The 23,692-nt window shown below is 69.1% G+C and carries 24 protein-coding genes; 11 read left to right on the forward strand and 13 right to left on the reverse strand.

Features of this window, described 5'->3' with window-relative positions:
• Positions 1–10 precede the first annotated feature (10 nt).
• Positions 11–796: a class I SAM-dependent methyltransferase gene (locus tag I8E28_RS15295; RefSeq protein WP_200788924.1), complete on the forward strand. Its 786-nt coding sequence runs from the start codon at positions 11–13 to the stop codon at positions 794–796.
• A gap of 2 nt (positions 797–798) precedes the next feature.
• On the opposite strand, the gene I8E28_RS15300 is transcribed toward I8E28_RS15295, so the two are convergent.
• On the reverse strand, positions 799–1,578 hold the full coding sequence (locus I8E28_RS15300; RefSeq protein WP_200788925.1) for a hypothetical protein: 780 nt from the start codon (positions 1,576–1,578) through the stop codon (positions 799–801).
• A 90-nt stretch (positions 1,579–1,668) separates the two neighbouring features.
• On the opposite strand from I8E28_RS15300, the gene I8E28_RS15305 reads away from it, so the two are divergent.
• Positions 1,669–2,832 carry a serine hydrolase domain-containing protein gene (locus tag I8E28_RS15305; RefSeq protein ID WP_200788926.1) on the forward strand — a complete coding sequence of 388 codons (1,164 nt, stop codon included), beginning with the start codon at positions 1,669–1,671 and terminating at the stop codon, positions 2,830–2,832.
• Positions 2,833–2,839: 7 nt separating this feature from the next.
• Here the strand turns inward: I8E28_RS15305 and I8E28_RS15310 are convergent, their stop codons facing one another.
• The 3 genes from I8E28_RS15310 to I8E28_RS15320 form a co-directional block, all read right to left on the reverse strand.
• Positions 2,840–3,514 carry a Type 1 glutamine amidotransferase-like domain-containing protein gene (locus I8E28_RS15310; RefSeq protein ID WP_200788927.1) on the reverse strand — a complete coding sequence of 225 codons (675 nt, stop codon included), beginning with the start codon at positions 3,512–3,514 and terminating at the stop codon, positions 2,840–2,842.
• 146 nt (positions 3,515–3,660) lie between these two features.
• Entirely contained in the window at positions 3,661–4,512 is an 852-nt protein-coding gene (locus I8E28_RS15315; protein WP_200788928.1) for a DMT family transporter, read from the reverse strand.
• Between the two features lie 4 nt (positions 4,513–4,516).
• Positions 4,517–5,692 (reverse strand): serine hydrolase domain-containing protein, encoded by a 1,176-nt coding sequence (locus I8E28_RS15320; RefSeq protein ID WP_200788929.1) that lies wholly within the window; start codon positions 5,690–5,692, stop codon positions 4,517–4,519.
• 154 nt (positions 5,693–5,846) lie between these two features.
• Between I8E28_RS15320 and I8E28_RS15325 the strand changes: the two genes are divergently transcribed.
• Positions 5,847–6,263: a VOC family protein gene (locus I8E28_RS15325; RefSeq protein WP_200788930.1), complete on the forward strand. Its 417-nt coding sequence runs from the start codon at positions 5,847–5,849 to the stop codon at positions 6,261–6,263.
• On the opposite strand, the gene I8E28_RS15330 is transcribed toward I8E28_RS15325, so the two are convergent.
• The 4 genes from I8E28_RS15330 to I8E28_RS15345 all read right to left on the reverse strand — a co-directional run bounded on the left by I8E28_RS15330 (position 6,256) and on the right by I8E28_RS15345 (position 8,239).
• Positions 6,256–7,287, reverse strand: a complete 1,032-nt coding sequence (locus I8E28_RS15330) for an alpha/beta hydrolase family protein (protein WP_200788931.1) — start codon at positions 7,285–7,287, stop codon at positions 6,256–6,258. The two genes, I8E28_RS15325 and I8E28_RS15330, sit on opposite strands and share 8 nt — an antisense overlap.
• A gap of 93 nt (positions 7,288–7,380) precedes the next feature.
• Positions 7,381–7,725 carry a hypothetical protein gene (locus I8E28_RS15335; protein ID WP_200788932.1) on the reverse strand — a complete coding sequence of 115 codons (345 nt, stop codon included), beginning with the start codon at positions 7,723–7,725 and terminating at the stop codon, positions 7,381–7,383.
• 58 nt (positions 7,726–7,783) lie between these two features.
• Positions 7,784–7,987: a hypothetical protein gene (locus tag I8E28_RS15340; protein ID WP_200788933.1), complete on the reverse strand. Its 204-nt coding sequence runs from the start codon at positions 7,985–7,987 to the stop codon at positions 7,784–7,786.
• A 9-nt stretch (positions 7,988–7,996) separates the two neighbouring features.
• Complete coding sequence (locus I8E28_RS15345) at positions 7,997–8,239, reverse strand: hypothetical protein (protein ID WP_200788934.1); 243 nt, start codon at positions 8,237–8,239, stop codon at positions 7,997–7,999.
• Between the two features lie 222 nt (positions 8,240–8,461).
• Here I8E28_RS15345 and I8E28_RS15350 point away from each other — a divergent pair, with 222 nt between their 5' ends.
• Positions 8,462–8,689, forward strand: coding sequence for a hypothetical protein (locus I8E28_RS15350; RefSeq protein WP_200788935.1), 228 nt, complete (start codon positions 8,462–8,464; stop codon positions 8,687–8,689).
• A 36-nt stretch (positions 8,690–8,725) separates the two neighbouring features.
• Here I8E28_RS15350 and I8E28_RS15355 read toward each other — a convergent pair whose 3' ends face one another.
• The 5 genes from I8E28_RS15355 to I8E28_RS15375 form a co-directional block, all read right to left on the reverse strand.
• On the reverse strand, positions 8,726–9,277 hold the full coding sequence (locus I8E28_RS15355) for a DUF488 family protein (RefSeq protein WP_200788936.1): 552 nt from the start codon (positions 9,275–9,277) through the stop codon (positions 8,726–8,728).
• 18 nt (positions 9,278–9,295) lie between these two features.
• A complete protein-coding gene (locus tag I8E28_RS15360) occupies positions 9,296–10,843 on the reverse strand; it encodes a SpoVR family protein (RefSeq protein WP_200788937.1) in 1,548 nt (515 codons plus the stop codon).
• Positions 10,840–12,153, reverse strand: a complete 1,314-nt coding sequence (locus tag I8E28_RS15365) for a DUF444 family protein (RefSeq protein ID WP_200788938.1) — start codon at positions 12,151–12,153, stop codon at positions 10,840–10,842. Before I8E28_RS15365 ends, I8E28_RS15360 begins: the two co-directional genes overlap by 4 nt.
• A 33-nt stretch (positions 12,154–12,186) precedes the next feature.
• Positions 12,187–14,109, reverse strand: coding sequence for a PrkA family serine protein kinase (locus tag I8E28_RS15370; RefSeq protein ID WP_200788939.1), 1,923 nt, complete (start codon positions 14,107–14,109; stop codon positions 12,187–12,189).
• Between the two features lie 448 nt (positions 14,110–14,557).
• Positions 14,558–15,421, reverse strand: a complete 864-nt coding sequence (locus I8E28_RS15375) for an amidohydrolase family protein (protein WP_200788940.1) — start codon at positions 15,419–15,421, stop codon at positions 14,558–14,560.
• Between the two features lie 72 nt (positions 15,422–15,493).
• On the opposite strand from I8E28_RS15375, the gene I8E28_RS15380 reads away from it, so the two are divergent.
• From I8E28_RS15380 to I8E28_RS15410, 7 genes are all read left to right on the forward strand, one after another.
• Positions 15,494–16,270, forward strand: coding sequence for a crotonase/enoyl-CoA hydratase family protein (locus tag I8E28_RS15380; protein WP_200788941.1), 777 nt, complete (start codon positions 15,494–15,496; stop codon positions 16,268–16,270).
• Positions 16,267–18,138: a feruloyl-CoA synthase gene (locus I8E28_RS15385; protein WP_200788942.1), complete on the forward strand. Its 1,872-nt coding sequence runs from the start codon at positions 16,267–16,269 to the stop codon at positions 18,136–18,138. Before I8E28_RS15380 ends, I8E28_RS15385 begins: the two co-directional genes overlap by 4 nt.
• On the forward strand, positions 18,135–18,899 hold the full coding sequence (locus I8E28_RS15390; protein ID WP_200788943.1) for an SDR family NAD(P)-dependent oxidoreductase: 765 nt from the start codon (positions 18,135–18,137) through the stop codon (positions 18,897–18,899). Before I8E28_RS15385 ends, I8E28_RS15390 begins: the two co-directional genes overlap by 4 nt.
• Positions 18,900–18,922: 23 nt before the next feature.
• Complete coding sequence (locus tag I8E28_RS15395) at positions 18,923–20,044, forward strand: ABC transporter substrate-binding protein (RefSeq protein ID WP_200788944.1); 1,122 nt, start codon at positions 18,923–18,925, stop codon at positions 20,042–20,044.
• A gap of 93 nt (positions 20,045–20,137) precedes the next feature.
• Positions 20,138–21,175 (forward strand): branched-chain amino acid ABC transporter permease, encoded by a 1,038-nt coding sequence (locus I8E28_RS15400; RefSeq protein WP_200788945.1) that lies wholly within the window; start codon positions 20,138–20,140, stop codon positions 21,173–21,175.
• The gene (locus I8E28_RS15405; RefSeq protein WP_200788946.1) at positions 21,175–22,944 is read left to right on the forward strand and encodes a branched-chain amino acid ABC transporter ATP-binding protein/permease; all 1,770 of its coding nucleotides are present in this window, start codon (positions 21,175–21,177) and stop codon (positions 22,942–22,944) included. Before I8E28_RS15400 ends, I8E28_RS15405 begins: the two co-directional genes overlap by 1 nt.
• Positions 22,944–23,687 (forward strand): ABC transporter ATP-binding protein, encoded by a 744-nt coding sequence (locus I8E28_RS15410; RefSeq protein ID WP_200788947.1) that lies wholly within the window; start codon positions 22,944–22,946, stop codon positions 23,685–23,687. The genes I8E28_RS15405 and I8E28_RS15410 overlap by 1 nt, the downstream gene beginning before the upstream one ends.
• Positions 23,688–23,692 lie beyond the last annotated feature (5 nt).

The following is a 23,692-nucleotide window of genomic DNA, read 5'->3' on the forward strand; positions in this document are numbered from 1 at the left end:
GGAGATTCCCATGCGCCTCGTCACCACCGCCTTTCTCGCGTGCCTGCTGGCCGCCTGCACCACGCCGCCGCCCCCGGCGCCTCCCGTCGACCCTGCGCGCTACGCGGCGATCGTCGCGGCGCCCGACCGCGCGGCCGCCGACCGTCGCAACGACGAGCGCCGCAAGCCGGTCGAGACGCTGGCCTTCGTCGGCGTGCAGCCGGGGATGGTGGTCGCGGACATCAGTGCGGGACGCGGCTACACGAGTGAATTGCTGGCGCGCGCGGTCGGGCCTTCGGGCAAGGTGTACGCGCAACGCCTGCCGCCGCCGGCCAATGCACCGACGCCGCCCCCTCCCACCAGCACCGGACCGGCGCCGATGCCGACACTCGCGCAGCGGACTGCGAACCCCGCACTCGCGGGCGTGCTGGTGCCGGTGGTGCGGCCGTTCGACGACCCGGTGCCGGCGGAAGCGCATGGCCGCCTCGACCTCGTGACGCTGATGTTCAACTACCACGACTTCGGCCACATGGGCGTCGATCGCACCAGGCTCAATCGCGCCGTCTTCGAGGCGCTCAAGCCCGGCGGCAGCTACGTCATCGCCGACCACTCGGGCCGTCCCGGCACCGGCATCTCCGAATCGGGCACGCTGCACCGCGTGGAGGAGGCGTTCGTCGTGCGCGAAGTGGAAGCTGCCGGCTTCCGCCTCGAGCGCCGCGGCGACTTCCTGCGCAACCCCAACGACCCGCGCGACCGCGAGACGCCGGAGCCCGCCATGCCCAAGGACGAATTCGTGCTGCGGTTCGTGAAGCCCTAGCTTCAGGACGGGGCAGCCGCGCGACGAAGCGCCCGCGCGCGCTTGACGAGCGCAATCGCAGCGCCGACCGGCAGCGCCACGGTCACCATCCACGGACCGTAGACGGGAGCGAAAGCACCGACGGGCGGAACGTTGAAGAAGAACAGCTTGAAGTCCCACTGCCCCGTTGTCCAGTTGAACGCGAACTGTGTGAGCCCCACCAGGCTGGCCAGCGTCCACAGCCACCGGCGTGGAAGCGCGCGCGTGAACAGGCACACGACGGCCACCGCGACGGAGAAGGCGCCGGCGGCGACGGCGGCCGCCAGCACCAGGTAGTGCGGGAGCGGCTTGCCCGCCAGACGGAAGCGGTGTTCGTCCTCCAGCGACTGCGTCCGCGGGTAGATGTTGAAACCGATGATCGTGCGACGGCCCGCCCGGCTTTCGGTCGCCACGTTCGCCAGCATCCAGCTGCTCGCGTACTCGTATTCGAACGACAGGTTCAGGCGCTCGACGCCGTTGGAGATCTGCCTGAAGGCCCCGATGAGCTTGACGGACTTCGGGGCTTCCGCAGGCACGTGCGCAGCCATCTCCTGCAGCAGCACGCGCGGCTCGGCACCGAACACGGACGGGTCCAGGGTCGGTTCGATCGCAATGAAGTTGCGGGCGCGAAGCTGGTCGATGGTCGTGCGCGCGGCCGACTGCTGGTCGTGCGTAGCGATCGAATCGAGGAAGTTGGCCTGGGTGCAGCCAGCCAGCAGCATGCAGAGCACGGCGCAGCAGCACCACCAACGACGAAGTCCCATCATGTCCCCTCCCCGCATGCGATCTGCCAACCCAGCGTGCATGTCTCCTGGGAGCACATTGAACCACGCCGATGCGGCTAGAGTTCGTCCATGCAGTTCGACACCATCGACGCCGCCCTGCAGGACGAAGTGGACGGCGGCCGCTTCCCCGGCTTCAACTACACGATCATCCGCGGCGGCGAAGTCGTCGCCCGCCGCTGCGTCGGCTTCGCGGACCTCGAGCGCCGCGAGCCGATGCGCGAGGACCACCTGTTCCGCATCTTCTCGTGCACCAAGCTGCTCGCCAGCATCGCGGCGCTGCAGTTGTGGGAACAGGGGAAGTTCGGCTTCGACGACCCGGTGGGTGACTACATCCCGGCGCTCGCGAAGCTGCAGGTGCTGGCCGCTCCCGACGCGCCGCTCGACTCGGCCAAGCCCGCGCGCGAACCGGTGCGCGTGCGCCACGTGCTGACGCACACCGCGGGCCTCACGTACTCCTTCCTCGCACCACAGACGCCGATCGCCCGCGCCTACGCCGCCGCAAAGGTCAGCAGCCCGTTCACGACGCTGGCGGAACAGATGGACGCGCTGGGCACGCTGCCGCTGCTGTTCGAGCCCGGGTCGGCGTGGCACTACGGCGTGTCGACCGACGTGGTGGGGCGCCTGGTCGAAGTGGTGTCGGGCCTGCCGCTGGACCAGTACTTCCAGCGGCACCTGTACGAGCCGCTCGGCATGAGGGACACGGCCTTCTGGGTGCCGGCGGAGCAGCAGCACCGGCTGGCCACGCACTACGTCGGCGATGCGGCCGACCCGTCCAAACCGGGGCTCCGCAACGCGGAGCACCTTCCCTACGAAGGCGCCTACCGCAAGCCGGTGGCGCGCCTGAATCCGGGTGGCGGCCTCGTGTCCTCGCTGGACGACTACACGCGGCTGGTGCAGGCGCTGGCCCGCGGCGGCGCCCCTCTGCTGCAGCCGGACACGATGCGCTACGTGACGCTGGACCAACTGCCGCCGGGAATGCCCATGGCGTTCCCCGACTCCACCCTGCCCGGCCGCGGCCACAGCTTCGCTGCTTCCGTGTTCCGCGAACGCACCGACGCCGATCCGGCCGCGGAGCCCGGCGACGTGCAATGGAGCGGCATGTCGGCGACGCGCTGGATGCTCGCGCCCAAGGACAAGTTCGGGCTGGTGCTGATGACGCAGCGCTACCTGGGCTCCGGCCTGCCCTACTGGCCGCGGTTCAAGCAGGCCGTGCACGACGCGCTGCCGCGCTGATCACGCTTCACCCCGGGAAGTACTTCCAGGCGCCTTCGGACACCACGCGCACGCGGCCGTCGACCACCTCGATCGCCGTCTCGTCGTCGATGGCGTAGGCCGGACCGCCGATGTCGGCGGCCCAGCGCTCCGCATTGGCCATCGAGTTGTCGGGCAGGTCCGGATGCGCCAGGTGCGGGAAGATCGAGAAGTCGACCAGCCCCAGCGCGCGGTCCTCGCCCGTGAGGGGCGGCCTGGCCTCGATGAAGAAGTCGCCGACGCGCGGCGCCATCACCATGCTGCCGGCGCTCAGGCCGACCCAGACCGTTCGCTCGAGCGCCGGCAGCAGGTCCGCCAGGCCGGACTGCCGCATCCAGTACGCCAGGTACAGCGCGTCGCCCCCGTTGACCAGCAGCACGTCGGCCTCGCGCACCCACGACGTCCAGCGCTCGCGAGATGAGGTCGGCAGCGCCGTGAGCTCCAGCAAGCCGATCGACTTCCACCCGAGCTCGGTCATCGGGCACCGCGCCTCCTGGCCGCTGACGAAGCGCCAGGAGTGCAGCGGCGACATCATCGGATGGCCATAGCCCGCCGTCGGGATGCACAGGGCATGGCTGTCGGCGATGGGCTTGCCGAGCAGGCCGACGAGCGCCTCGCGGATGCTGGGGTTGTGGATGCCTGCGGAGGTCAGAAGCAGTTTCATGTCGCCTTTCCTTGTTGCTGGTGAGCGGGCCCCGATCGGACCCGCCCGCCAGCACGACGAACGAGCGAGGCGATTCTCGACAACCGCAAGGACACCCCCGACCAGGCATTCCGGCGCTAACCGGAATCCATCCCGCTGCACAGCGGTCAGGCAGGGCGTGCCGGGCGCGGTGCCGCGATGACAAGCGCAATGCCGCCCAGCACCGCAACCGACGCCAGCGCCAGCCGCAAGCTCAGCCCTTCGGACAGGAACAGCACGCCCCCGAACGCCGCGATCACCGGCACGCTCAGCTGCACGATGGCCGCGTTGGTCGCCCGTAGCCTGGGCAACACCGAGTACCAGAGTACGTATCCAAGCCCCGACGTGAGCGCCCCCGACGCAGTGGCGTAGGCGACGCCGCGCGGGTCCCAGGTGGCGGACGCCAGCGTGAGCAGTGCCAGGGCCGCGGCGGGCACCACGCCGCGCAGGAAATTGCCGGCCGTGACCTGCGTCGGATCGCCCTTGCCCTTGCCGAGCAGGGAATAGGCGCCCCAGGCGATGCCGGACGCGATCATGAGCAGCGACGCGCCCAGCGGCGGCGCCGACAGGCCGGGCAATACCAGCCCGACGAGGCCGCCGGCGGCCAGCACCAGGCCACCCACTTGCACCAGGCCCAGGCGCTCGCCCCGCCACACGCCCCAGCCGATCATCGTGGCCTGCACGGCCGCGAACAGCAGCAGCGCGCCCGTGCCCGCAGTGAGCGACACGTACGCGTACGAGAACGTCGCGGCATAGGCAAACAGGACGAACGCCGCCGTCCACGTCCCGGCGCGGTGCGCGGGTGCGCGCCGCCACTGCGCGATCGCCACCAGCACCGCGGCACCGCACACGATGCGAACGGCGGTGAAGCTGGCCGGGTCGATGGCGGTGCCCTTGAGCGCGAGGCGGCAGAGCAGCGAATTGCCGGCGAACGCCAGCATGACCAGGGCGGTCAGCACGGCGAGGCGGGCGGCGGACATGGCCTCACTGGAAGATGGCGCGCAGCTGCTCCACGCCTGCCATCGTCAGCGCGACGAAACTCTCGTCCAGCGGCAGCGGCTGCGAGGCGCACATCGCGATGACGAGGTCCGCGGCGGGATCGATGAACAGGTGCTGGCCGAACACGCCGACGCCGAACACCAGCGGCTGCGGCCCGTGCAGCACGTACCACTTGCTGCGGTAGTGCATGGGCGCGCGGGAGAACAGGTCGAAGAAGTCGCCGGCCTGCCACGCCTGCTCGCCATCGAAGCCGACGATGTCGCGGATCCAGGCTTCCGGGACGACCTGTTCGCTGCCCTGCCGGCCGCCGGTGACGAAGAGCCGGCCCAGGCGCGCCATGTCGCGCGGGGTGGCGCAGAACCCACCCGCGCAGCGCGGCGCGCCGAACCGGTCGACCGTGATGTAGGCGTCGCGCTCGGCGCCAATCGGCTTCCACAACGTGTCGCTCACCAGGTCCGCGTAGCGCGTGCCGGTCGCGCGTTCCAGCACCCAGCCGAGCAGGTCGGTGTTGGGCGAGACGTAGTGGAAGCGGCCGCCGTGCTCGCCATCGCGCTCCTTCAGCGTGCACAGGAAGCTGCGCAGGTCGGATGGCTGCTCGCCGACGGGCAGCGGATCCCAGAGGTGCGCCTTGCGGTACTCGATGATCGGGCCCGACCTCGCGTGGTAGTCCTCGTCGAAGTGGATGCCCACGCGCATGTCGAGCGCGTCGCGCACGGTGGCGCCGGCGAAGGCGCTGCCCTCCAACTCCGGGACGATCGTTTCCAGCCGCGCGTCGACGTCGAGCTGACCGCGACCCACCGCGATGCCGGCGACCAGTCCGAGGACGGACTTGGACACCGACATCCAGATGTGCGGCGTCGCGGCGTCCTGGCCGCCGGCATAGGTTTCGAAGGCGAGCTTGCCGTCCCTGAGGACGACGAACGAATCGGTGAACGTCTGGTCGAGCCAGCCGCGAAAGTCGAAGTGGCGGCCGCGGTGCTCGAGCCGGAATCCATCGAGATCCCGGGGTTCGAGCTGCCAAGGGGTCGCGCTCGCCGCGCCGCGCACGAACGCCGACGGCACGAGCTCGCTGACGTGATGGAAGGCCCAGCGGTTGAAGGGCGGCGTGCGCCAGTTGGCCAGCGTGGCCCGCTGGTCCGCGGGCGGGGGGAATCCGGTCATGAGGTCCATGGTCCCGATGCTGCCCGGCTGCGCCCGGTCGTGCTCGCCTGGCGGCCTCGGACAAACCCCGATTCGCAGCGCGCCCTGTCGATTCCAGCCTGGGTCGAACGTCGTAGCGGCAGACGGACGTCCCGTCGCCCACCAGGAGACCCGAATGCTCGACATCTACATCTTCTTCGACGGCCGCTGCGCCGAGGCCCTGCGCTTCTACGAGCAGGTGCTCGGCGCCAAGGTGCAGGCGTTGATGACCTATGGGCAGTCGCCGATGCCGGCCGACCCGTCCTGCGGCCCCATCAACCCGGACCACGTCATGCACGGTGCGCTCTCGCTGCCCGACGGCCGCACGCTGATGGCTTCGGACTCGCCGCCGGCGATGTACCAGCAGCCCGGCGGCTTCTCGCTGGTGCTGCAGTACCCGACGGCGGTCGAGGCGCGGCGCGTGTTCGACAAGCTGGCAGAGGGCGGCAACGTCACCATGCCGATGGCGAAAACCTTCTGGGCCGAGGCCTTCGGCATGTGCACCGACAGGTTCGGCAAGCCGTGGATGGTGAGCGGCGGCCCCCTCACCTGAGCAAGCGCTGCCGAAAGAACGCCGTCACCGCGGCGTTGAGCTTCGGCACTTCCACGTCGCGGCGGAACGCCGGCGGGTCGGCGACGAGCGACCGCACGTCACCGGACAGGTCGGGCGGCAAGGGGCTGATCAGCGCTCCGTGGCCGCCGGTGGGCAGGTCCAGCAGGTGCAAGCAGCCTTGGCACGCGGCAAGCACGGCGTCGCTGTGGAATCGCGGAACCAGCCAGCTGTCCCGGCGGGCGGAAACGATCGCCAGGGCCGCTGCCGGTTGGCGCAGCGACTCCAGGTCGAAGTCGGCCGCGAACGGCACGCCGGCGACGATCGCGCTGATGCGCGGATCGACGTGGCCGTAGCTGGTCGGGTCTGCCAGTTTCGAGCCGATGACGGTCCGCACGACCGCCTTCTTCGGCCCGTCGAGCAGGCCGCCACTCAGCGCGAACGACGGCCCGGCGCAAGTGTGGAAGTCCTCGTCGAGATGCTCCTGGCAATGCGCCAGCAAGCGCGACGGCGACCAGCGGCCGCCCGCCAGCACCAGTGCCGTGTGCCCGCCGGCGGACATGCCGAACATGCCGACCGCGTCGAAGTCCAGCGCCCTGCTCCACCGCGGTTCCCGCACGAGGCGGTCGATGGCGCGGCTCACCTCGAGCGGCCGCCGCTTCCAGCTGGTCGGCCCCGAGTCGGGATGGCTGCGGGCGTTGTCGCCTTCGTGCTCGGGCATCGCGACCGTGAAGCCGGCATCGACCAGCGCGCGGGCCAGGTCGGTGTGCACCCAGGGCGACGAGGGAGAACCGTGGGAGATGACGATGAGGCGGCGGTTGCCTGCCAGGGGCAGCGCGTCCGCCGCTGCTGCGAAGTGGAAAGGGCCGCGTTCGACGCGGGATTCAGCGGCTTCGGCCGGGTAGAAGACGGTGACCGGGCCGGAGGTGGCATCGGCCGGCAGCTCTGCAAGTCCCATGGACGCCCGTGCGGCCTGCGAGAGCAGGAGGGCGGCCAGGACGGTGATCGATCGGCGAACCAGGTTCATGCGCATGCTCCAGTGCGCACGATTGTTCGGCACCGGCGCCTCGCCGGCTTGAACGAAGGGGCTGTCTTGCCGGGCGCTTGCGTTGCGCGGTGCTCAGGGGCGCGCGCGGGCCGGTTCGTCGGGGGACGGCGCGTCCGCCTCCATCCTCGCGGCGAGCACGCGATCCAGCGCACCGGAGTGCACTGACGCCTGGCAGCCGGCCGGGGCGATCCGGGCGACGGGGACGGCGCAGGCTTCGGCCGCCACCGCGGCGGGCACGAGCAGGCTCAGCGGCATCCTGCTTTCGTCCAGGTTCATGCGCTGCGCCATCGCTGGCGCGAGACGGGACAGGTCGACGCTCACCGCGTCGTGCGCAGGCGGTGCCCGATCGGCGGCCGGCGCGGTCCCCGCGCAGAACGCGGCCGCGGCGACCGCAAGGCGGAGGGGGTTGAGGTTCATTTCGATCTCCAAGGCGCAAGGCGCCGTTCCGATGCAGCGTGGCGGCGGCGGTGACCTGCTAGTGCGTGCAGTGCCTGAGCGCCAGCTGCAGGCGGACCACTTCGGCATGCTGCAGGACCGCTTCGCAGACCGCGCGCCGGAACGCGACCTGCTCGACGCCGTCGGAGCGCAGCAGGTAGGCCCGGCGCAGCGCCTCGGCTTCCTCGGCGCGGGCGAACTCGATCGCGACCTTCAGGGGCTGGGCAGCATCGTCGTGGTCCATCGCGTTCGCCTACCACGCCCGGCGCAAGGGGATCGGCGGCCGCGGCACCGCCAGCACCATCTCGCGGCCTTCCCGCACCAGGGTGATGCGGGAGTCGCCGTCCGCCGATCGCAGCATCACCTTGTAGCGGGCGTCCTGCTCGGGGCTCACACGCTCGACCTCCGTGACGTGGAAGAAGCGGGCGTCGTTGGATACCTGCAGGATGTCGCTCTTGTCGAGCGTGTGCACGGCCCGCAGCGCGGTCGCCCTCATGCGGGCCTCCGGATTCGGGCTTCGTTGGGTGTGTTCCCAGGCGGCGGGCGCTGGCCGGGGTCGATGGCAAAGGGGTTCATGGCGGCTCCTGACCCATCGTGGGCGAAGCTCACCGCCCCCGCGTGTCTCACACGTAACGGCGTGTGCAGCGGTGGCCCCCCTTTCGCATTGACGCGGCCGCGACCGGTGTGGCAGCCTGTCCACGAACTTCATGGATCGACCTTGGCATCACCCTCCCCCTGGCCCGGCAAGATCGTCGCGCTCCTGCGCGCCGGGAACGCGACCGCGGCGATCGCGCAGGTCCGCGTCGCACCCAGCGTGAAGGACCTGCGGGCGCTGCAGAAGCAGCTCGCCGCGAGCCCTGTCGCGGGTCGATGGCCGGCGGTGGAAGCCGCCATCGCGGAAAGCCTGGAAGCGCTGTCCGCGCCGCGCCTGCACCGATCGCCTTGAGACGGCGCAGAGTGCCGCGTTCGTTGACGCGCGGGTTCAGCAGCGGCATCCCGCTTTCGCCGCGACATAGGTCAGCCCCTCCCCCTCCATCACCGCCGGCGCCGCCACCCGGTGCGCACTCTCCTCGTTCACCCCAAGGATGTGCGTCACCTCCCACCCGCTCACCACGAGCGCATCCGCAATCAGCCGCCGGTGGCAGCGCCACCAGAGCAGCTCCGAGCACATGACGGCCGTGCGCGTCGCCTGCCCCACATGCAGCAGCGCCGCCAACCCGCGCGCGAACTCGTCGGACTGCAGGTGCTGCGCATAGGCGCGGAAGGACGGATGCCGCCAGCCGCTGCCCTCTTCGTCTTCGAAGTCCGGGCGGCGGCGGCCGCCGAGTTCCGTGAACCAGTGGTACGCGATGCCATTGGCTTCCAGCGAGGCGGCCAGCGCTTCACCGCCGAACTGCGGATGCCGGCGTGAGCCGGGGAAGCGGCGGACGTCGGCGACGGTCTCGATGCCGTGCGCCTGCAGGATGGCGAGGAACCCGGGGAAGGAATGCGTGGAATGGCCGACCGTCCACACCGCGCCTTCGACGACGGTCACGTCGGCCCCCGCCAGGCCTCAGTGGTGCGCCTGCGGCGGCGTCACTTCCCAGTGCTGCAGCACGCGGTCGTGGTTGTCCACGCTTTCCAGCCGCACGCGGAAGCCCCACAGGCGGGCGACGTGCTTGACGACTTCCTCGGCGCCGTTGTCCAGCGGCCGGTCGTTGTGGCGCGTGTGGCGCAGCGTCAGCGAGCGGTCGCCGCGCAGGTTGACGTTCCACACCTGGATGTTGGGCTCGCGCCAGTTCAGGTCGTACTGCTTGGACAGCGCCTCGCGCACGCGCTTGTAGCCCAGGTCGTCGTGGATGGCGGCGACTTCCAGCTCGCGCTGGCTGGCGTCGTCGACGATGTTGAAGAAGCGGAAGTCGCGCATCAGCTTGGGCGACAGGTACTGGCCGATGAAGCTCTCGTCCTTGAAGTGCCGCATCGCGTAGTCCAGCGTCTTCAGCCAGTCGCCGCTGCCCGCGAAGTCGGGGAACCACTCGCGGTCCTCGGGCGTCGGGTCGATGCAGATGCGCTTGAGGTCCGTGAACATCGCGAAGCCGAGCGCGTACGGGTTGATGCCCGAATAGCGCGGGTCGGTCACCGGCGGCTGGAACACCACGTTGGTGTGCGACGACAGGATTTCCATCATCTGCCCGTCGCCCAGCTGGCCCTGGTCGTACATCGTGTTGAGCAGCGTGTAGTGCCAGAACGTGGCCCAGCCCTCGTTCATCACCTGCGTCTGCCGTTGCGGGTAGAAGTACTGCGCCACCTTGCGCACGATGCGCACCACCTCGCGCTGCCACGGTTCGAGCAGCGGCGCGTTCTTCTCGATGAAGTACAGGATGTTCTCCTGCGGCTCCTCGGGGAAGCGGCGCTTCTCCTTCTTCTCCTGCTTGCCGGCCTGGCGCGGCAGCGTGCGCCAAAGGTCGTTGACCTGCTGCTGCAGGTAGGCCTCGCGGTCCTTGCGGCGGATCTCCTCCTCGACCATGCTGATCTTCTGCGGCCGGCGGTAGCGGTCGACGCCGTAGTTCATCAGCGCGTGGCAGGCGTCCAGCACTTCCTCGACCGCGTCGAGGCCGTGGCGTTCCTCGCACTCGCTGATGTACTGCCGCGCGTAGACCAGGTAGTCGATGATCGACGACGCGTCCGTCCACATGCGGAACAGGTAGTTTCCCTTGAAGAAGGAGTTGTGGCCGAAACAGGCATGCGCGATCACCAGCGCCTGCATGGGCAGCGTGTTCTCCTCCATCAGGTAGGCGATGCACGGGTCGCTGTTGATCACGATCTCGTAGGCCAGCCCCATGTGGCCGCGGCGGTAGTTCTTCTCGCTGGAGATGAACTGCTTGCCGAACGACCAGTGCCGGTAGTTCACCGGCATGCCGACGGACGCGTAGGCGTCGAGCATCTGCTCGGCGGAGATCACTTCCAGCTGCGTCGGGTAGGTGTCCAGCTTGAAGCTTTCCGCGCACTGGCGGATGGCGGTGAAGTACTCCTCGATCAGCTCGAAGGTCCAGTCCGAAGCCTGCGGCAGGCGCGGCTTGCGGCCGAGATCGGAGGGGGTGACGGCGGCGGGGTTCGTCATGTCGCCGGCACCCCGATCGGGTTCTTCCTGAACAGGTCGCGGAACACCGGGAAGATCTGCGCCGGCGTCACGATCTTCTGCATCGCGAAGTTGACGTTGGAATCACGCACGCGCGTGTACTCCTCCCACAGGTTCTGGTCCTCGTCGGCCACCTGCACGTACGCGAAGTAGCGCACCAGCGGCAGCAGCTTGCCGTCGAGGATCTCGCGGCACTTGCTGGAATCCTGCTGCCAGTTGTCGCCGTCCGAGGCCTGCGCGCCGTAGATGTTCCATTCGCTGCCCATGTAGCGCTCGCGGATGATCTCGTTCATCAGGATCAGCGCGCTGCTCACCACGGTGCCGCCGCTTTCGGTGGCGTGGAAGAACTCGTCCTCGGTCACCTCCTGCGCCTGCGTGTGGTGGCGGATGAAGATGACGTCGGTCTGCTTGTAGTGCCGCGTGAGGAAGAGGTACAGCAGGATGAAAAAGCGCTTGGCCAGGTCCTTGCGCGCCTCGTCCATCGAGCCGCTGACGTCCATCAGGCAGAACATCACCGCCTTGCTGGTGGGCAGCGGCTCGCGCACGCGGTTGCGGTAGCGCAGGTCGAACGGGTCCAGGAACGGCACGCGCTTGAGGCGCTGGCGCAACTCTTCGATCTCGGCCTGCAGCGCCTCGATCTCGCGCGCCGGCGTGTCGGGCCGCGACTGCAGCAGCGCCAGGTGTTCCTCGGCGCGCTTCAGTTGCCGGCGCGCGTCGCCGCCCATGGCGATGCGGCGCGCCAGGCCGGTGCGCATCGAGCGCACGATGTGCAGGCTGGTCGGGTTGCCTTCGCTGACGACGCCGGCGCGGCGGTACTTCCACTCCGGGACGTCCGCGAGCAGCTGCGTGCGGATCATCCGCGGCAGCGCCAGGTCGTCGAAGAAGTAGTTCATGAACTCCTCCCGCGTGATGCGGAAGGTGAAGTCGTCCTCGCCGGTGCCGTCGGGCGACGCGCTGCTGCCGCCCCCGCCGCCCTGGCCGCCGCGCGGCCGCGGGATCTTGTCGCCGCGCACGTATTCCTGGTTGCCCGGGTGCACCATCTCGCGGCTGCCACCGGGGCCGTGGCCGAAGACGGGCTCGGACACGTCGCGCTTGGGCAGCGAGATGTCGGCGCCTTCCTCGATGTTGTGGATCGAGCGGTCGCCGACGGCCTTGCGCACGGCTTCCTTGATCTGCTCGCGGTAGCGGCGCAGGAACCGCTCCCGGTTGCCGATCGACTTGTTCTTGCCGGACAGCCGGCGGTCGATGACCTGGTGGAGCGACGAGCGCTCCGGTTTCGGTAGGGAAGCCACGGGCGCTGGTGCTCCGGTTGGCTGGTTACTGCATCAGGAACTCTTGCGGACGCGGAGGTACCACTCGCAGAGCAGCCGCACCTGGCGATGGGTGTACCCCTTCTCCACCATGCGGTTGACGAAGTCCTCGTGCTTCTTCTGTTCGTCGGCGCTGGCCTTGGCGTTGAAGCTGATCACCGGGAGCAGGTCCTCCGTGTTGGAGAACATCTTCTTCTCGATGACGGTGCGCAGCTTCTCGTAGCTGGTCCACACCGGGTTCTTGCCGCCGTTGTTGGCGCGCGCGCGCAGCACGAAGTTGACGATCTCGTTGCGGAAGTCCTTGGGATTGGACAGGCCCGCGGGCTTCTCGATTTTCTCCAGTTCGGCGTTCAGCGCCGCGCGGTCGAAGATCTCGCCGGTGTCGGTGTCGCGGAACTCCTGGTCCTGGATCCAGAAGTCGGCGTAGGTGACGTAGCGGTCGAAGATGTTCTGGCCGTACTCGGAATAGGACTCCAGGTACGCGGTCTGGATTTCCTTGCCGATGAATTCGGCATACCGCGTGGCCAGGTGCTCCTTGATGTAGGCCAGGTACTTCTGCTCGGTCTCGGCCGGGAACTGCTCGCGCTCGATCTGCTGCTCGAGCACGTACATCAGGTGCACCGGATTGGCGGCGATCTCGTTGCTGTCGAAGTTGAAGACCTTGGACAGGATCTTGAACGCGAAGCGCGTGCTGATGCCCGTCATGCCCTCGTCCACGCCGGCGTAGTCGCGATACTCCTGGTAGCTCTTGGCCTTGGGATCGGTGTCCTTCAGGTTGTCACCGTCGTAGATCAGCATCTTGCTGAAGATGCTGCTGTTTTCCGGCTCCTTCAGGCGCGTGAGCACCGAGAACTGCGCCATCATCTTCAGCGTGCCGGGGGCGCACACCGCGTCCTTGAGCGAGGAGTTGCGGATCAGCTTGTCGTAGATCTTCACTTCCTCGGTGACGCGCAGGCAGTACGGCACCTTGACGATGTAGATGCGGTCCAGGAAGGCTTCGTTGTTCTTGTTGTTCTTGAACGCCTTCCACTCCGACTCGTTGCTGTGCGCCATCACGATGCCGTCGAACGGGATCGCGCCGAAGCCTTCGGTGCCCTTGAAGTTGCCTTCCTGGGTGGCCGTCAGCAGCGGGTGCAGCACCTTGATCGGCGCCTTGAACATCTCGACGAATTCCAGCAGGCCCTGGTTGGCCAGGCACAAGCCGCCGGAGTAGCTGTAGGCGTCGGTGTCGTCCTGCGCGAACGACTCCAGCTTGCGGATGTCGACCTTGCCGACCAGCGAGCTGATGTCCTGGTTGTTCTCGTCGCCCGGCTCGGTCTTGGCGACGCCGACCTGCTTGAGGATGGACGGATAGCGCTTGACGACGCGGAATTTGCGGACGTCGCCGCCGTATTCCTCGAGGCGCTTGACGGCCCACGGCGACATGATGCGCTGCGTGTAGCGGCGCGGGATGCCGAACTGCTGCTCCAGCAGCGGGCCGTCCTCGTCGTTGGAGAACAGGCCCAGCGGCGACTCGTTCACCGGCGATCCCTTGATCGCGTAGAAGGGCACCTGCTCCATCAGCTGCTTCAGGCGCTCGGCGATCGACGACTTGCCGCCGCCCACGGGCCCCAGCAGGTACAGGATCTGCTTCTTCTCTTCGAGGCCTTGCGAGGCGTGGCGGAAGTGGGAGACGACCTGCTCGATCGGCTCCTCCATGCCGTAGAAATCCTTGAAGGCGGGATAGACGCGGATGACCTTGTTGCCGAAGATGCGTGACAGACGCGAGTCGTGCCGCGTGTCGATCATCTCGGGTTCGCCGATGGCCGCCAGCATGCGCTCGGCGGCGGTGGCGTAGGCCATGCGGTCCTTGCGACACAGCTCGAGGTATTCCTCGAGCGACATCTCCTCCTCGCGCGTCTGTTCGTAACGTGCCAGGAAATTGCGAACCACATCCATGAGGGAACTCCTTGGGCTACGGTTGCCGGTGGCTGCGCGGGTCGCTGCGCGCCGGTGACGTCCAAAACACTTTACTGCAGCGGTGTTGCTCAGGCATGCACGAGGTGTAGGTGAACGTCGGACTTCACTGTAGGTGAACCATAGAGGAAATTGAAGCGGAAAAGTTGCTCGGTGAATGCCCTGTCGGCGCATGCCACGCGAGTGAGAAAGACGGCGCGCGCGTCGCGTAAAGACGCTTGCGCGGCGCGCGTGTTTGCGGCACAAGACGCACCTGCAGAACGCCTCGCGCGACGCGCGAATGGGTGCGTCATCCCGTCGCTGCTGCAACCCATCCGGTTTCATGGACTTGCGTCGATGCGCTCGGCGTTGGAGCGCATGCGCGAAGGTGGTGCGTGCGCTTGAGTTGCGTCCACTTCGTCATTCCCGCGCAGGCGGGGACGACGAGAGTTCAGGCCAGCCCCAGCAACCGCACCGCGTTGCCCTTGAGGATCCCCGGCATCACCTCCGGCTTGAACCCCGCTTCCTCGAAGTCCTTCATCCAGCGCTCCGGCGTGATCAGCGGGTAGTCGCTGCCGAACAGCACGCGGTCCTTCAGCAGCGTGTTGGCGTACTGCACCAGCTGCTTGGGGAAGTACTTCGGGCTCCAGCCCGAGAGGTCGATCCACACGTTGGGCTTGTGCGTGGCGACGGACAACGCCTCGTCCTGCCACGGGAAGCTCGGGTGCGCCATCACGATCTGCATGTCGGGGAAGTCGATCGCGACGTCATCCAGGTGCATCGGGTTGCTGTACTCGAGACGCAGGCCGCCGCCGCAACGCATGCCGGAGCCGATGCCCGAGTGGCCGGTGTGGAAGATCACCGGCATCTTGTGCGCGTCCAGCACCTCGTAGATCGGCCACGCCATCCGGTCGTACGGATGGAAGCCCTGCACCGTCGGGTGGAACTTGAAGCCCTTCACGCCTTCCTTGGCGATCAGGCGTTCGGCCTCGCGCGCGCCCATCTTCCCCTTGTGCGGATCGATGCTGGCGAACGCCATCATCATGTCCGCGTTCTCGCGCGCGGCCTGCGCGATCTCCTCGTTCGGGATGCGGCGGCGGCCCAGGTTGGACTCGCTGTCCACGGTGAACATCACCAGCCCGATCTTCTTCTCGCGGTAGTACGCGATCGTCTCGGCGATGGTCGGCCGCCGGCTGCTGCGGAAGTACTTGTCGGCGGCGCGGTCGTACTCCTCGCCGTAGTTGTCGAACGGGTTCCAGCAACTCACCTCGGCGTGCGTGTGGATGTCGATGGCGATGAGGTTGGCGTGGTCCATGGGCAGGGTAACTCCGGAGGCTGTTTGATTATTCGCGATAACCATAATCCGCCCAACCCCGAGTTGTCCCGCATGACCGCCCACCCCGACCTGCACACCGAGCTGCGCGGCGACATCGCCGTCGTGCGCCTTGCCCGCCCCGCCAAGCGCAACGCGCTCAACGATGGGCTCGTCGCCGCGATCCGCGACACCTTCCTCGGCCTGCCCGACAGCGTCCGCGCCGCGGTGCTCGACGGTGAAGGCGACCACTTCTGCGCCGGCCTCGACCTGTCCGAGATCAAGGAGCGCGACGCCGGCCAGGGCATGCACCACTCGCGCATGTGGCACGCCGCGCTGGAAGAGGTGCAGTACGGCCGCGTGCCGGTCGTCGCGGCGCTGCATGGCGCCGTCGTCGGCGGTGGCCTCGAGCTTGCTGCCGCGTGCCACGTCCGCGTGGCGGACGACACCGCGTTCTACGCGCTGCCCGAAGGCACGCGCGGCATCTTCGTCGGCGGCGGCGGCTCGGTGCGCATCCCGCGCCTGATCGGCGTCGCGCGCATGACCGACATGATGCTCACCGGCCGCGTCTACAACGCGCAGGACGGCGAGCGTGCCGGCTTCGCGCAGTACCTGGTGCCCAAGGGCGAAGCGCTGGCCAAGGCCCTCGAGATCGCCGCACGCATCGCGACCAACGCGCCCCTGACCAACTATGCGCTGATGCACGCGCTGCCGCGCATCGCCGAACAGCCCGCCGACCAGGGCTTCCTCACCGAAGCGCTGATGTCCGCCGTGGTGCAGAGCGCGCCCGAAGCCAAGGAACGCGTGCGCGCCTTCCTCGAAGGCCGCGCGGACAAGGTGAAGAAGGCATGAGCGCCGCCGGCACCCCGCGCTACCGCCCGCTCGCCTTCGGCGTCACGCGCGCGCACCTGCGACCGGGCGAAGGCGGCGTGCATTACCTGCGCGCCGAGCAGGACCTGCAACCGCCCGCGCAGCACATGACCGAACGCCTCGTGCACTGGGCGACGCAGGACCCCGACCGCCTGCTGATCGCCCGTCGCGAGAAGCGCGCCGACGGCAGCACCGGTGACTGGCAGCGCATCACCTACGGCCAGGCACTCGCGGCCGCGCGCAGCATCGGCCAGGCGCTGGTCGATCGCGGCCTGTCGGCCGAGCGGCCCGTCGCCATCCTCAGCGAGAACGGCCTCGAGCACGCGCTGCTCGCGCTCGGCTGCCTGTACGCCGGCGTGCCGCATTGCCCGGTGTCGCCGGCCTACTCCACCATCAGCCAGGACTTCGACAAGCTGCGCCACGTGCTGCGCACCCTCACGCCGGGCCTGGTGTTCGCCAGTGATGCCGCGCGCTACGGCAAGGCCATCGCGGCCACGGTCCCGGCCGACGTCGAAGTCGTGCTCGCGGCGGGCGACCTGCCCGGGCGCACCGTCACGCCCTGGCGCGGGATGCTCGACACCGAGCCGACGACGGTCGACGCCGCGATGCAGGCGATCGGCCCCGACACGATCACCAAGTTCCTGTTCACCAGCGGCTCGACCAAGCTGCCCAAGGGCGTGATCAACACGCACCGCATGTGGTGCGCCAACCAGCAGCAGATGCGCCAGTCGATGCCGGTGCTCACCGAGGAGCCGCCGGTGCTGGTGGACTGGCTGCCGTGGAACCACACGTTCGGCGGCAACCACAACGTGGGCCTGGTGCTCACGAATGGCGGCACGCTGTACGTCGACGACGGCAAGCCGACGCCTGCGCTGATGGCCGAGACGTTGCGCAACCTGCGCGAGATCGCGCCCACCGTCTACTTCAACGTGCCCACCGGCTTCGAGGCCATCGCCCACGCGATGAAGAGCGACGCCGCGCTGCGCCGCAACCTGCTGTCGCGCGTTCGCATGTTCTTCTACGCCGGCGCCGCGCTCGGGCAGCCCGTGTGGGACCTGCTGCACGAGGTGCAGGAAGCCGAACTCGGCGAGCGCATCGTGATGGGCACCGGCCTCGGCATGACCGAGTCGTCGCCGTTCGCCATCTTCATCACCAATCCGCAGGTGCGCTCCGGCGACATCGGCCTGCCCTGCCCCGGCATGGAGCTGAAGCTGGTGCCCGTCGACGGCAAGACCGAGGTCCGCTACAAGGGGCCGAACATCACGCCCGGCTACTGGCGCGCGCCCGAGGCGACGGCGGAAGCGTTCGACGAGGAAGGCTTCTTCCGCACCGGCGACGCGGTCTGCTGGATCGACGAAAGCAACCACCACCTGGGCCTGCGCTTCGACGGCCGCATCGCCGAGGACTTCAAGCTCGCCACCGGCACCTTCGTCAGCGTCGGGCCGCTGCGCGCGAAGATCATCGCGGCCGGGGCGCCCTACGTGCAGGACGCGGTCGTCACCGGCGAGAACCGCAACGAGGTCGGCGCGCTGCTGATCCCCACGCCCAAGGTGCGGCAGCTCGCGGGCCTGGACGATGGCGCTTCGCTGCAGCAGGTGCTGGAGAGCGCGCCCGTGCAGGCGCATTTCCGGAAGGTCGCCGACGAGCTGGCGCGAGCGGCCACCGGAAGCGCGACGCGCGTCGCGCGGCTGCACCTGCTGCACGAACCGCCTTCGATCGACAAGGGCGAGGTCACCGACAAGGGCTCGATCAACCAGCGCGCGGTACTGCACCACCGGGCCGCCCTGGTGCAGGCGTTCCACGAGGAGCGCCTGCCCCTCACCGTCAAGCCGCAAGGAACCGCCGCATGAACATCCAGGGACAGGCCGCACTGGTCACCGGCGGGGCCTCCGGCTTGGGCGAGGCCACCGCGCGCGAGCTGGCGCGGCTGGGCGCCAAGGTCGCCGTGCTCGACGTCAACGCCGTCCTGGCGGAAAAGGTCGCCGCGGACATCGGCGGCATTGCCTGCCAGTGCGACATCACCAGCACCGACAGCATGCAGGCCGCGCTCGCGAAAGCCGAGGCGAAGCATGGCCCGGCTCGCATCCTGATGAACATCGCCGGCATCGGCAGTGCCAAGCGGGTGGTGCAGAAGGACGGCGGCCCCGCGCCGCTGGACGACTTCGCGCGCGTGATCAACGTGAACCTGGTCGGCTCGTACAACGCCGCCCGCCTGTTCGCCGCCGCCTGCGCCAAGCTGCCGCCGCTCGACGGCGGCGAGCGCGGCGTGATGCTGTTCACCGCCTCGATCGCGGCGTTCGACGGCCAGGTCGGCCAGCAGGCCTACAGCGCATCCAAGGGCGGCCTGGTCGGCATGACGCTGCCGATGGCGCGCGACCTGGCGCAGCACGGCATCCGCGTGTGCACCATTGCGCCGGGCCTGTTCGCCACCCCGCTGCTCAAGGAACTGCCCGAGCCGGTGCAGCAGTCGCTGGCCGCCTCGATCCCGTTCCCGCCGCGGCTGGGCAAACCCGAAGAGTTCGCCCAGCTCGCCTGCCATATCGTCAAGAACCAGCACCTCAACGGCGAGGTGATCCGCCTCGATGGCGCGCTGCGGATGGCGCCGCGCTGACCGATTTCAACCAGGAGACGAACATGAAACTCGCCCGCACCCTGATCGCCGCCGCGGTCACCCTCGCGGCCGCCGGCGCAGCGCTGGCCGACATCAACGTCGGCGTGAGCCTGTCGCTGACGGGCCCCGGCTCCGGCCTGGGCCTGCCGATGCAGAACCAGTTCAAGCTGTTCCCCAAGGAGATCGCGGGCGAGAAGGTCAACCTGATCATCCTCGACGACGCGTCCGACCCGGGCAAGGGCGTGAGCAACGCGCGCCGCTTCGTCACCGAGGACAAGGTCGACCTGATCATCGGCTCCTGCCTCACGCCCGTCGCCGGCGCGATGACCCCGGTGGCCACCGAGGCGAAGACGGTGCAGCTGTCCGCATCGCCCGTGGGCGGCGACAGCCCCTGGCTGTTCCGCCTGCCGCAGGGCAACGACGTCATGGCCCACGCGATGGTGGAGCACATGAAGAAGCAGAACGTCAAGACGATCGGCTTCCTCGGCTACACCGACGCCTACGGCGAGCTGTGGCTCAAGGCGCTGACGCCGCTGCTCGAGAAGAACGGCATGAAGCTGGTGGCCACGGAGCGCTTCGCGCGCACCGACACCAGCGTGACGCCGCAGGCCCTCAAGCTCACGTCCGCGAATCCCGATGCGATCGTCGTGGTCGCCTCCGGCTCCGGCGCGGCGATGCCGCAGATGGGCCTGGTCGAGCGCGGCTACAAGGGCAAGGTCTACCAGACGCACGCCGCCGCCACCGGCGACCTGATGCGCATCGGCGGCAAGGCCGTCGAGGGCACCTTCGTCACCTCCGGCCCCGCGGTGGTCGGCCAGCAGCTGCCGGACAGCCACCCGTCGAAGAAGGTGGCGATCGACTTCTACACGAACTACGAGAAGCAGTTCGGCCCGCCCAACCAGTTCGCCGGCCACAGCTACGACGCCGCCATCGCGCTGCAGAAGGCCGTGCCCATCGCCAAGCAGAAGGCCAAGCCGGGCACGCCCGAGTTCCGCGCCGCGCTGCGCGACGCCTTCGAGACCATGGGCCGCACCGTGTTCGCGCACGGCGTGATGAACTGGACCAAGGACGACCACTGGGGCTACACGAACGAGACCGGCGTGATGCTCAAGGTGGTCGACGGCAAGTTCGTCGTCGAGAAGTGAATCCGCGGCGGGCGGCGGACGCCGCCCGCTGAAGGATGTCATCCCGGCGCAGGCCGGGATCCATAGCGCCGCGCCAGCGGCCAACGAGATTCCATGGACCTCTCCATCGCCGGCATCCTCGCCCTCGACGGGCTGACCAGCGGCGCCGTCTATGCGCTGCTCGCGCTGGCCACGGTGCTGGTGTTTGCCGTCACGCGCGTCATCTTCATCCCGCAGGGCGAGTTCGTCGCCTTCGGCGCGCTGACGCTCGCCCTCTTCCAGGCCGGCAAGGTGCCGGGGACCGTGTGGTTCCTGCTCGTGCTGGCCGTGCTCGCGGTGCTGGGCGACCTGTGGAACGGCGTCCGGCACCACGTCCCGCCGCGCCGCCTGGCGATCGGCGCCTTCCGCACCTTGGCGTGGCCGGTGCTCGCGTCGGCCGTGGCCGTGTGGGCGGCCCCGCGCAATTTCCCGCTGCCGGTGCAGGCGCTGCTGACTCTGGCCCTCGTCGCGCCGTTCGGCTCGCTGATCTACCGGCTCGCCTACGAATCGCTGGCCGACGCGTCGGTACTGGTGCTGCTGATCGTCTCGGTCGGCGTGCACTTCGCGCTGGTGGGCTTCGGCCTGTTCTTCTTCGGCGCCGAAGGCTTCCGCAACCCGAGCTTCTGGGACCAGCGCTTTTCCGCCGGCGCACTGTCGCTGAGCGGCCAGACGCTGATCATCTTCGCGGCGTCCATCGCGCTGATCGTCGCGCTGTGGCTGTTCTTCGGCCGCACGCTCACCGGCAAGGCGCTGCGCGCCACCGCCGTCAACCGCGCCGGCGCACGCCTGATGGGCATCTCGTCCAGCGCCGCCGGCCGCCTTGCCTTCACGATGGCCGCCTTCATCGGCGCGCTGTCCGGCCTGCTGATCGGCCCGACGACCACCGTGTTCTACGACAGCGGCTTCCTGATCGGCCTCAAGGGCTTCGTGGCCGCCGTGTTCGGCGGCCTCGCGAGCTACCCGCTGGCACTGGTCGGCGCGCTGGGCGTCGGCCTGCTGGAAAGCTTCGGCTCCTTCTATGCCAGCGCGTTCAAGGAAGTGATCGTGTTCTCCTCGATCCTGCCGGTGCTGCTCTGGCGCTCGCTGCGCGACCCGCACGGGGACGAACACTGATGGCTGCCCTGCGGCGCTTCGCCTTCCCCGCCTTCGCGGCGCTGATGCTCCTGCTGCCGGCGCTGCCGGTGCCGGACTTCTGGATCACGCAGTCGATCTACATCGGCCTTTATGCGCTCGTCGCGCTCGGCCTGGTGCTGCTCACCGGCGTCGCGGGCCTCACCTCCTTCGGCCAGGCCGCCTTCGTCGGCGTCGGCGCGTACACCGCGGCGTTCATGACCGTGAAGCTGGCGGCGTCACCGTGGCTCGCGCTCGTCATCGGCGTCGGCCTCGCGATCGCCGCGGCATTGCTGCTGGGCGCGATCACGTTGCGCATGTCGGGCCACTACCTGCCGCTGGCCACCATTGCCTGGGGCCTGGCGCTCAACTACACGATGGCCAACATGGACTGGCTGGGCAAGTACGACGGCCTCCTGGGCGTGCCGACGCTGTCCGTCTTCGGCCAGGACTTGGGCACGGGGCGCGGCCTGCACGTGATGGTGTGGCTGCTCGCGCTGCTGGCCGCCTGGGGCTGCGCCAACCTGCTCGACTCGCGCACCGGCCGCGCGATCCGCGCGCTCAAGGGCGGCGCCACGATGCCCGAGGCGATGGGCATCTCCACCTTCCGCGCCAAGCTGACGGTCTTCGTGCTGGCCGCGGTGCTGGCCGCCGTGTCGGGCTGGCTGTTCGCGTTCTTCCAGCGCACGGTGAACCCGTCGCCGTTCTCGCTCGGCAAGGGCATCGAATACCTGTTCATGGCGGTGCTGGGCGGGGTCGGCCATGTGTGGGGCGCGTTCCTGGGCGCCGCGGTGGTGAAGATCGTCGAGGACCAATTGCAGGTGCTGCTGCCGCGCCTGATCGGCACCAGCGGCAACTTCGAGACCATCGTGTTCGGCGTGGTGCTGGTGGTGGTGCTGAAGTACGCGCCCGACGGCCTGTGGACCTTCATCGTGCGCCGGCTGCCTCGCGCGGACGGGCGCCGCGATTGGGACGGCGCGTCCGCGCTCGATGCTCGCGACAAGCCGGTGCACGGCGAGCCCCTGCTCGATGTCGACAAGGCGCGCAAGGAATTCGGTGGCCTGGTCGCCGTCAACGACGTCGGGTTCTCGATTCGCGCCGGCGACATCGTCGGCCTGATCGGCCCCAACGGCGCCGGCAAGTCGACCACCTTCAACCTCGTGACGGGCGTGCTGTCGCTCACCGCCGGCGACGTGCGCTGGCGCGGCCGCTCGATCGCCGGCATGCCCTCGCGCGACATCGCCCGCCTGGGCATCTCGCGCACCTTCCAGCACGTCAAGATGATCCCGGACATGACCGTGCTGGAGAACGTCGCGCTCGGCGGCCACCTGCGTGGCCGCGCCGGCACCGTGCGCGCGATGCTGCGGATCGACCGCGACGAGGAACGGCGGCTGTTCGCGGAAGCCGAGCGGCAACTGGCGCGCATCGGCATGGCCGACCGCATGCACGAACTCGCAGGCAACCTCGCGCTCGGGCCGCAACGCCTGATGGAAATTGCGCGCGCCCTGTGCACCGACCCCGCCCTGCTGCTGCTGGACGAACCCGCCGCCGGCCTGCGCCACAAGGAGAAGCAGGCGCTGGCCGCCGTGCTGCGCCAGCTGCGCGACGGGGGCATGAGCCTGCTGCTGGTGGAGCACGACATGGAATTCGTCATGGGCCTCACCGACCGCATCGTCGTGATGGAGTTCGGCACCCGCCTGATGGAAGGCACGCCCGCCGAAGTGCAGGCCAGCCCCGCGGTGCGCGCGGCTTACCTGGGAACGGAGCACTGATGGCCGCCCCGCTGCTGCAAGTGCGCGACCTGCACGCCGGCTACGGCCGGGCGGAGGTGCTGGCCGGCCTCGGCTTCGAACTCGCCGCCGGCCAGGTCGTCACCGTGATCGGCCCGAATGGCGCGGGCAAGTCGACGACCCTGAACGCGCTCATGGGCCTGCTGCCGTTCCGCGGCCAGGTCACCTTCGATGGCCACGACCTCTCCGACACGACGCTGGAAGAGCGCGTGATGCTCGGCCTGGCATTGGTGCCCGAACGCCGCGAGCTGTTCTCCACCATGCCGGTCGAGGACAACCTGGTGCTGGGCGGCTATCGGCCGATGCGGCTGAAGGTGCCGGGCTGGCGCGACGGGCTGGAGCGCGTCTACACCCTGTTCCCGCGCCTGAAGGAACGCCGCGCGCAGCTGGCCGGCACGCTGTCGGGCGGCGAGCGCCAGATGCTGGCCGTCGGGCGCGCGCTGATGGCGCAGCCCAAGCTCTTGATGCTCGACGAGCCCAGCCTCGGCCTCGCACCGCTGGTGGTGCGAGAGATCTTCCAGACCATCCGCCACCTGCGCGAACAGGGCGTGTCGATCCTGCTGGTCGAGCAGAACGCCCGCGCCGCGCTCGAAGTCGCCGACCACGGCTACGTGCTGGAGACCGGTGAGATCCGCATGCACGGCGCCGCCCGCGACCTCGCGAGCGACCCGCGCGTCATCGACACCTACCTGGGGGCGGCCCGCGCCCCCGGCAGCCCCGATTGATTGCT

Source organism: Ramlibacter algicola, from assembly GCF_016641735.1.
GTDB lineage: Bacteria > Pseudomonadota > Gammaproteobacteria > Burkholderiales > Burkholderiaceae_C > Ramlibacter > Ramlibacter algicola.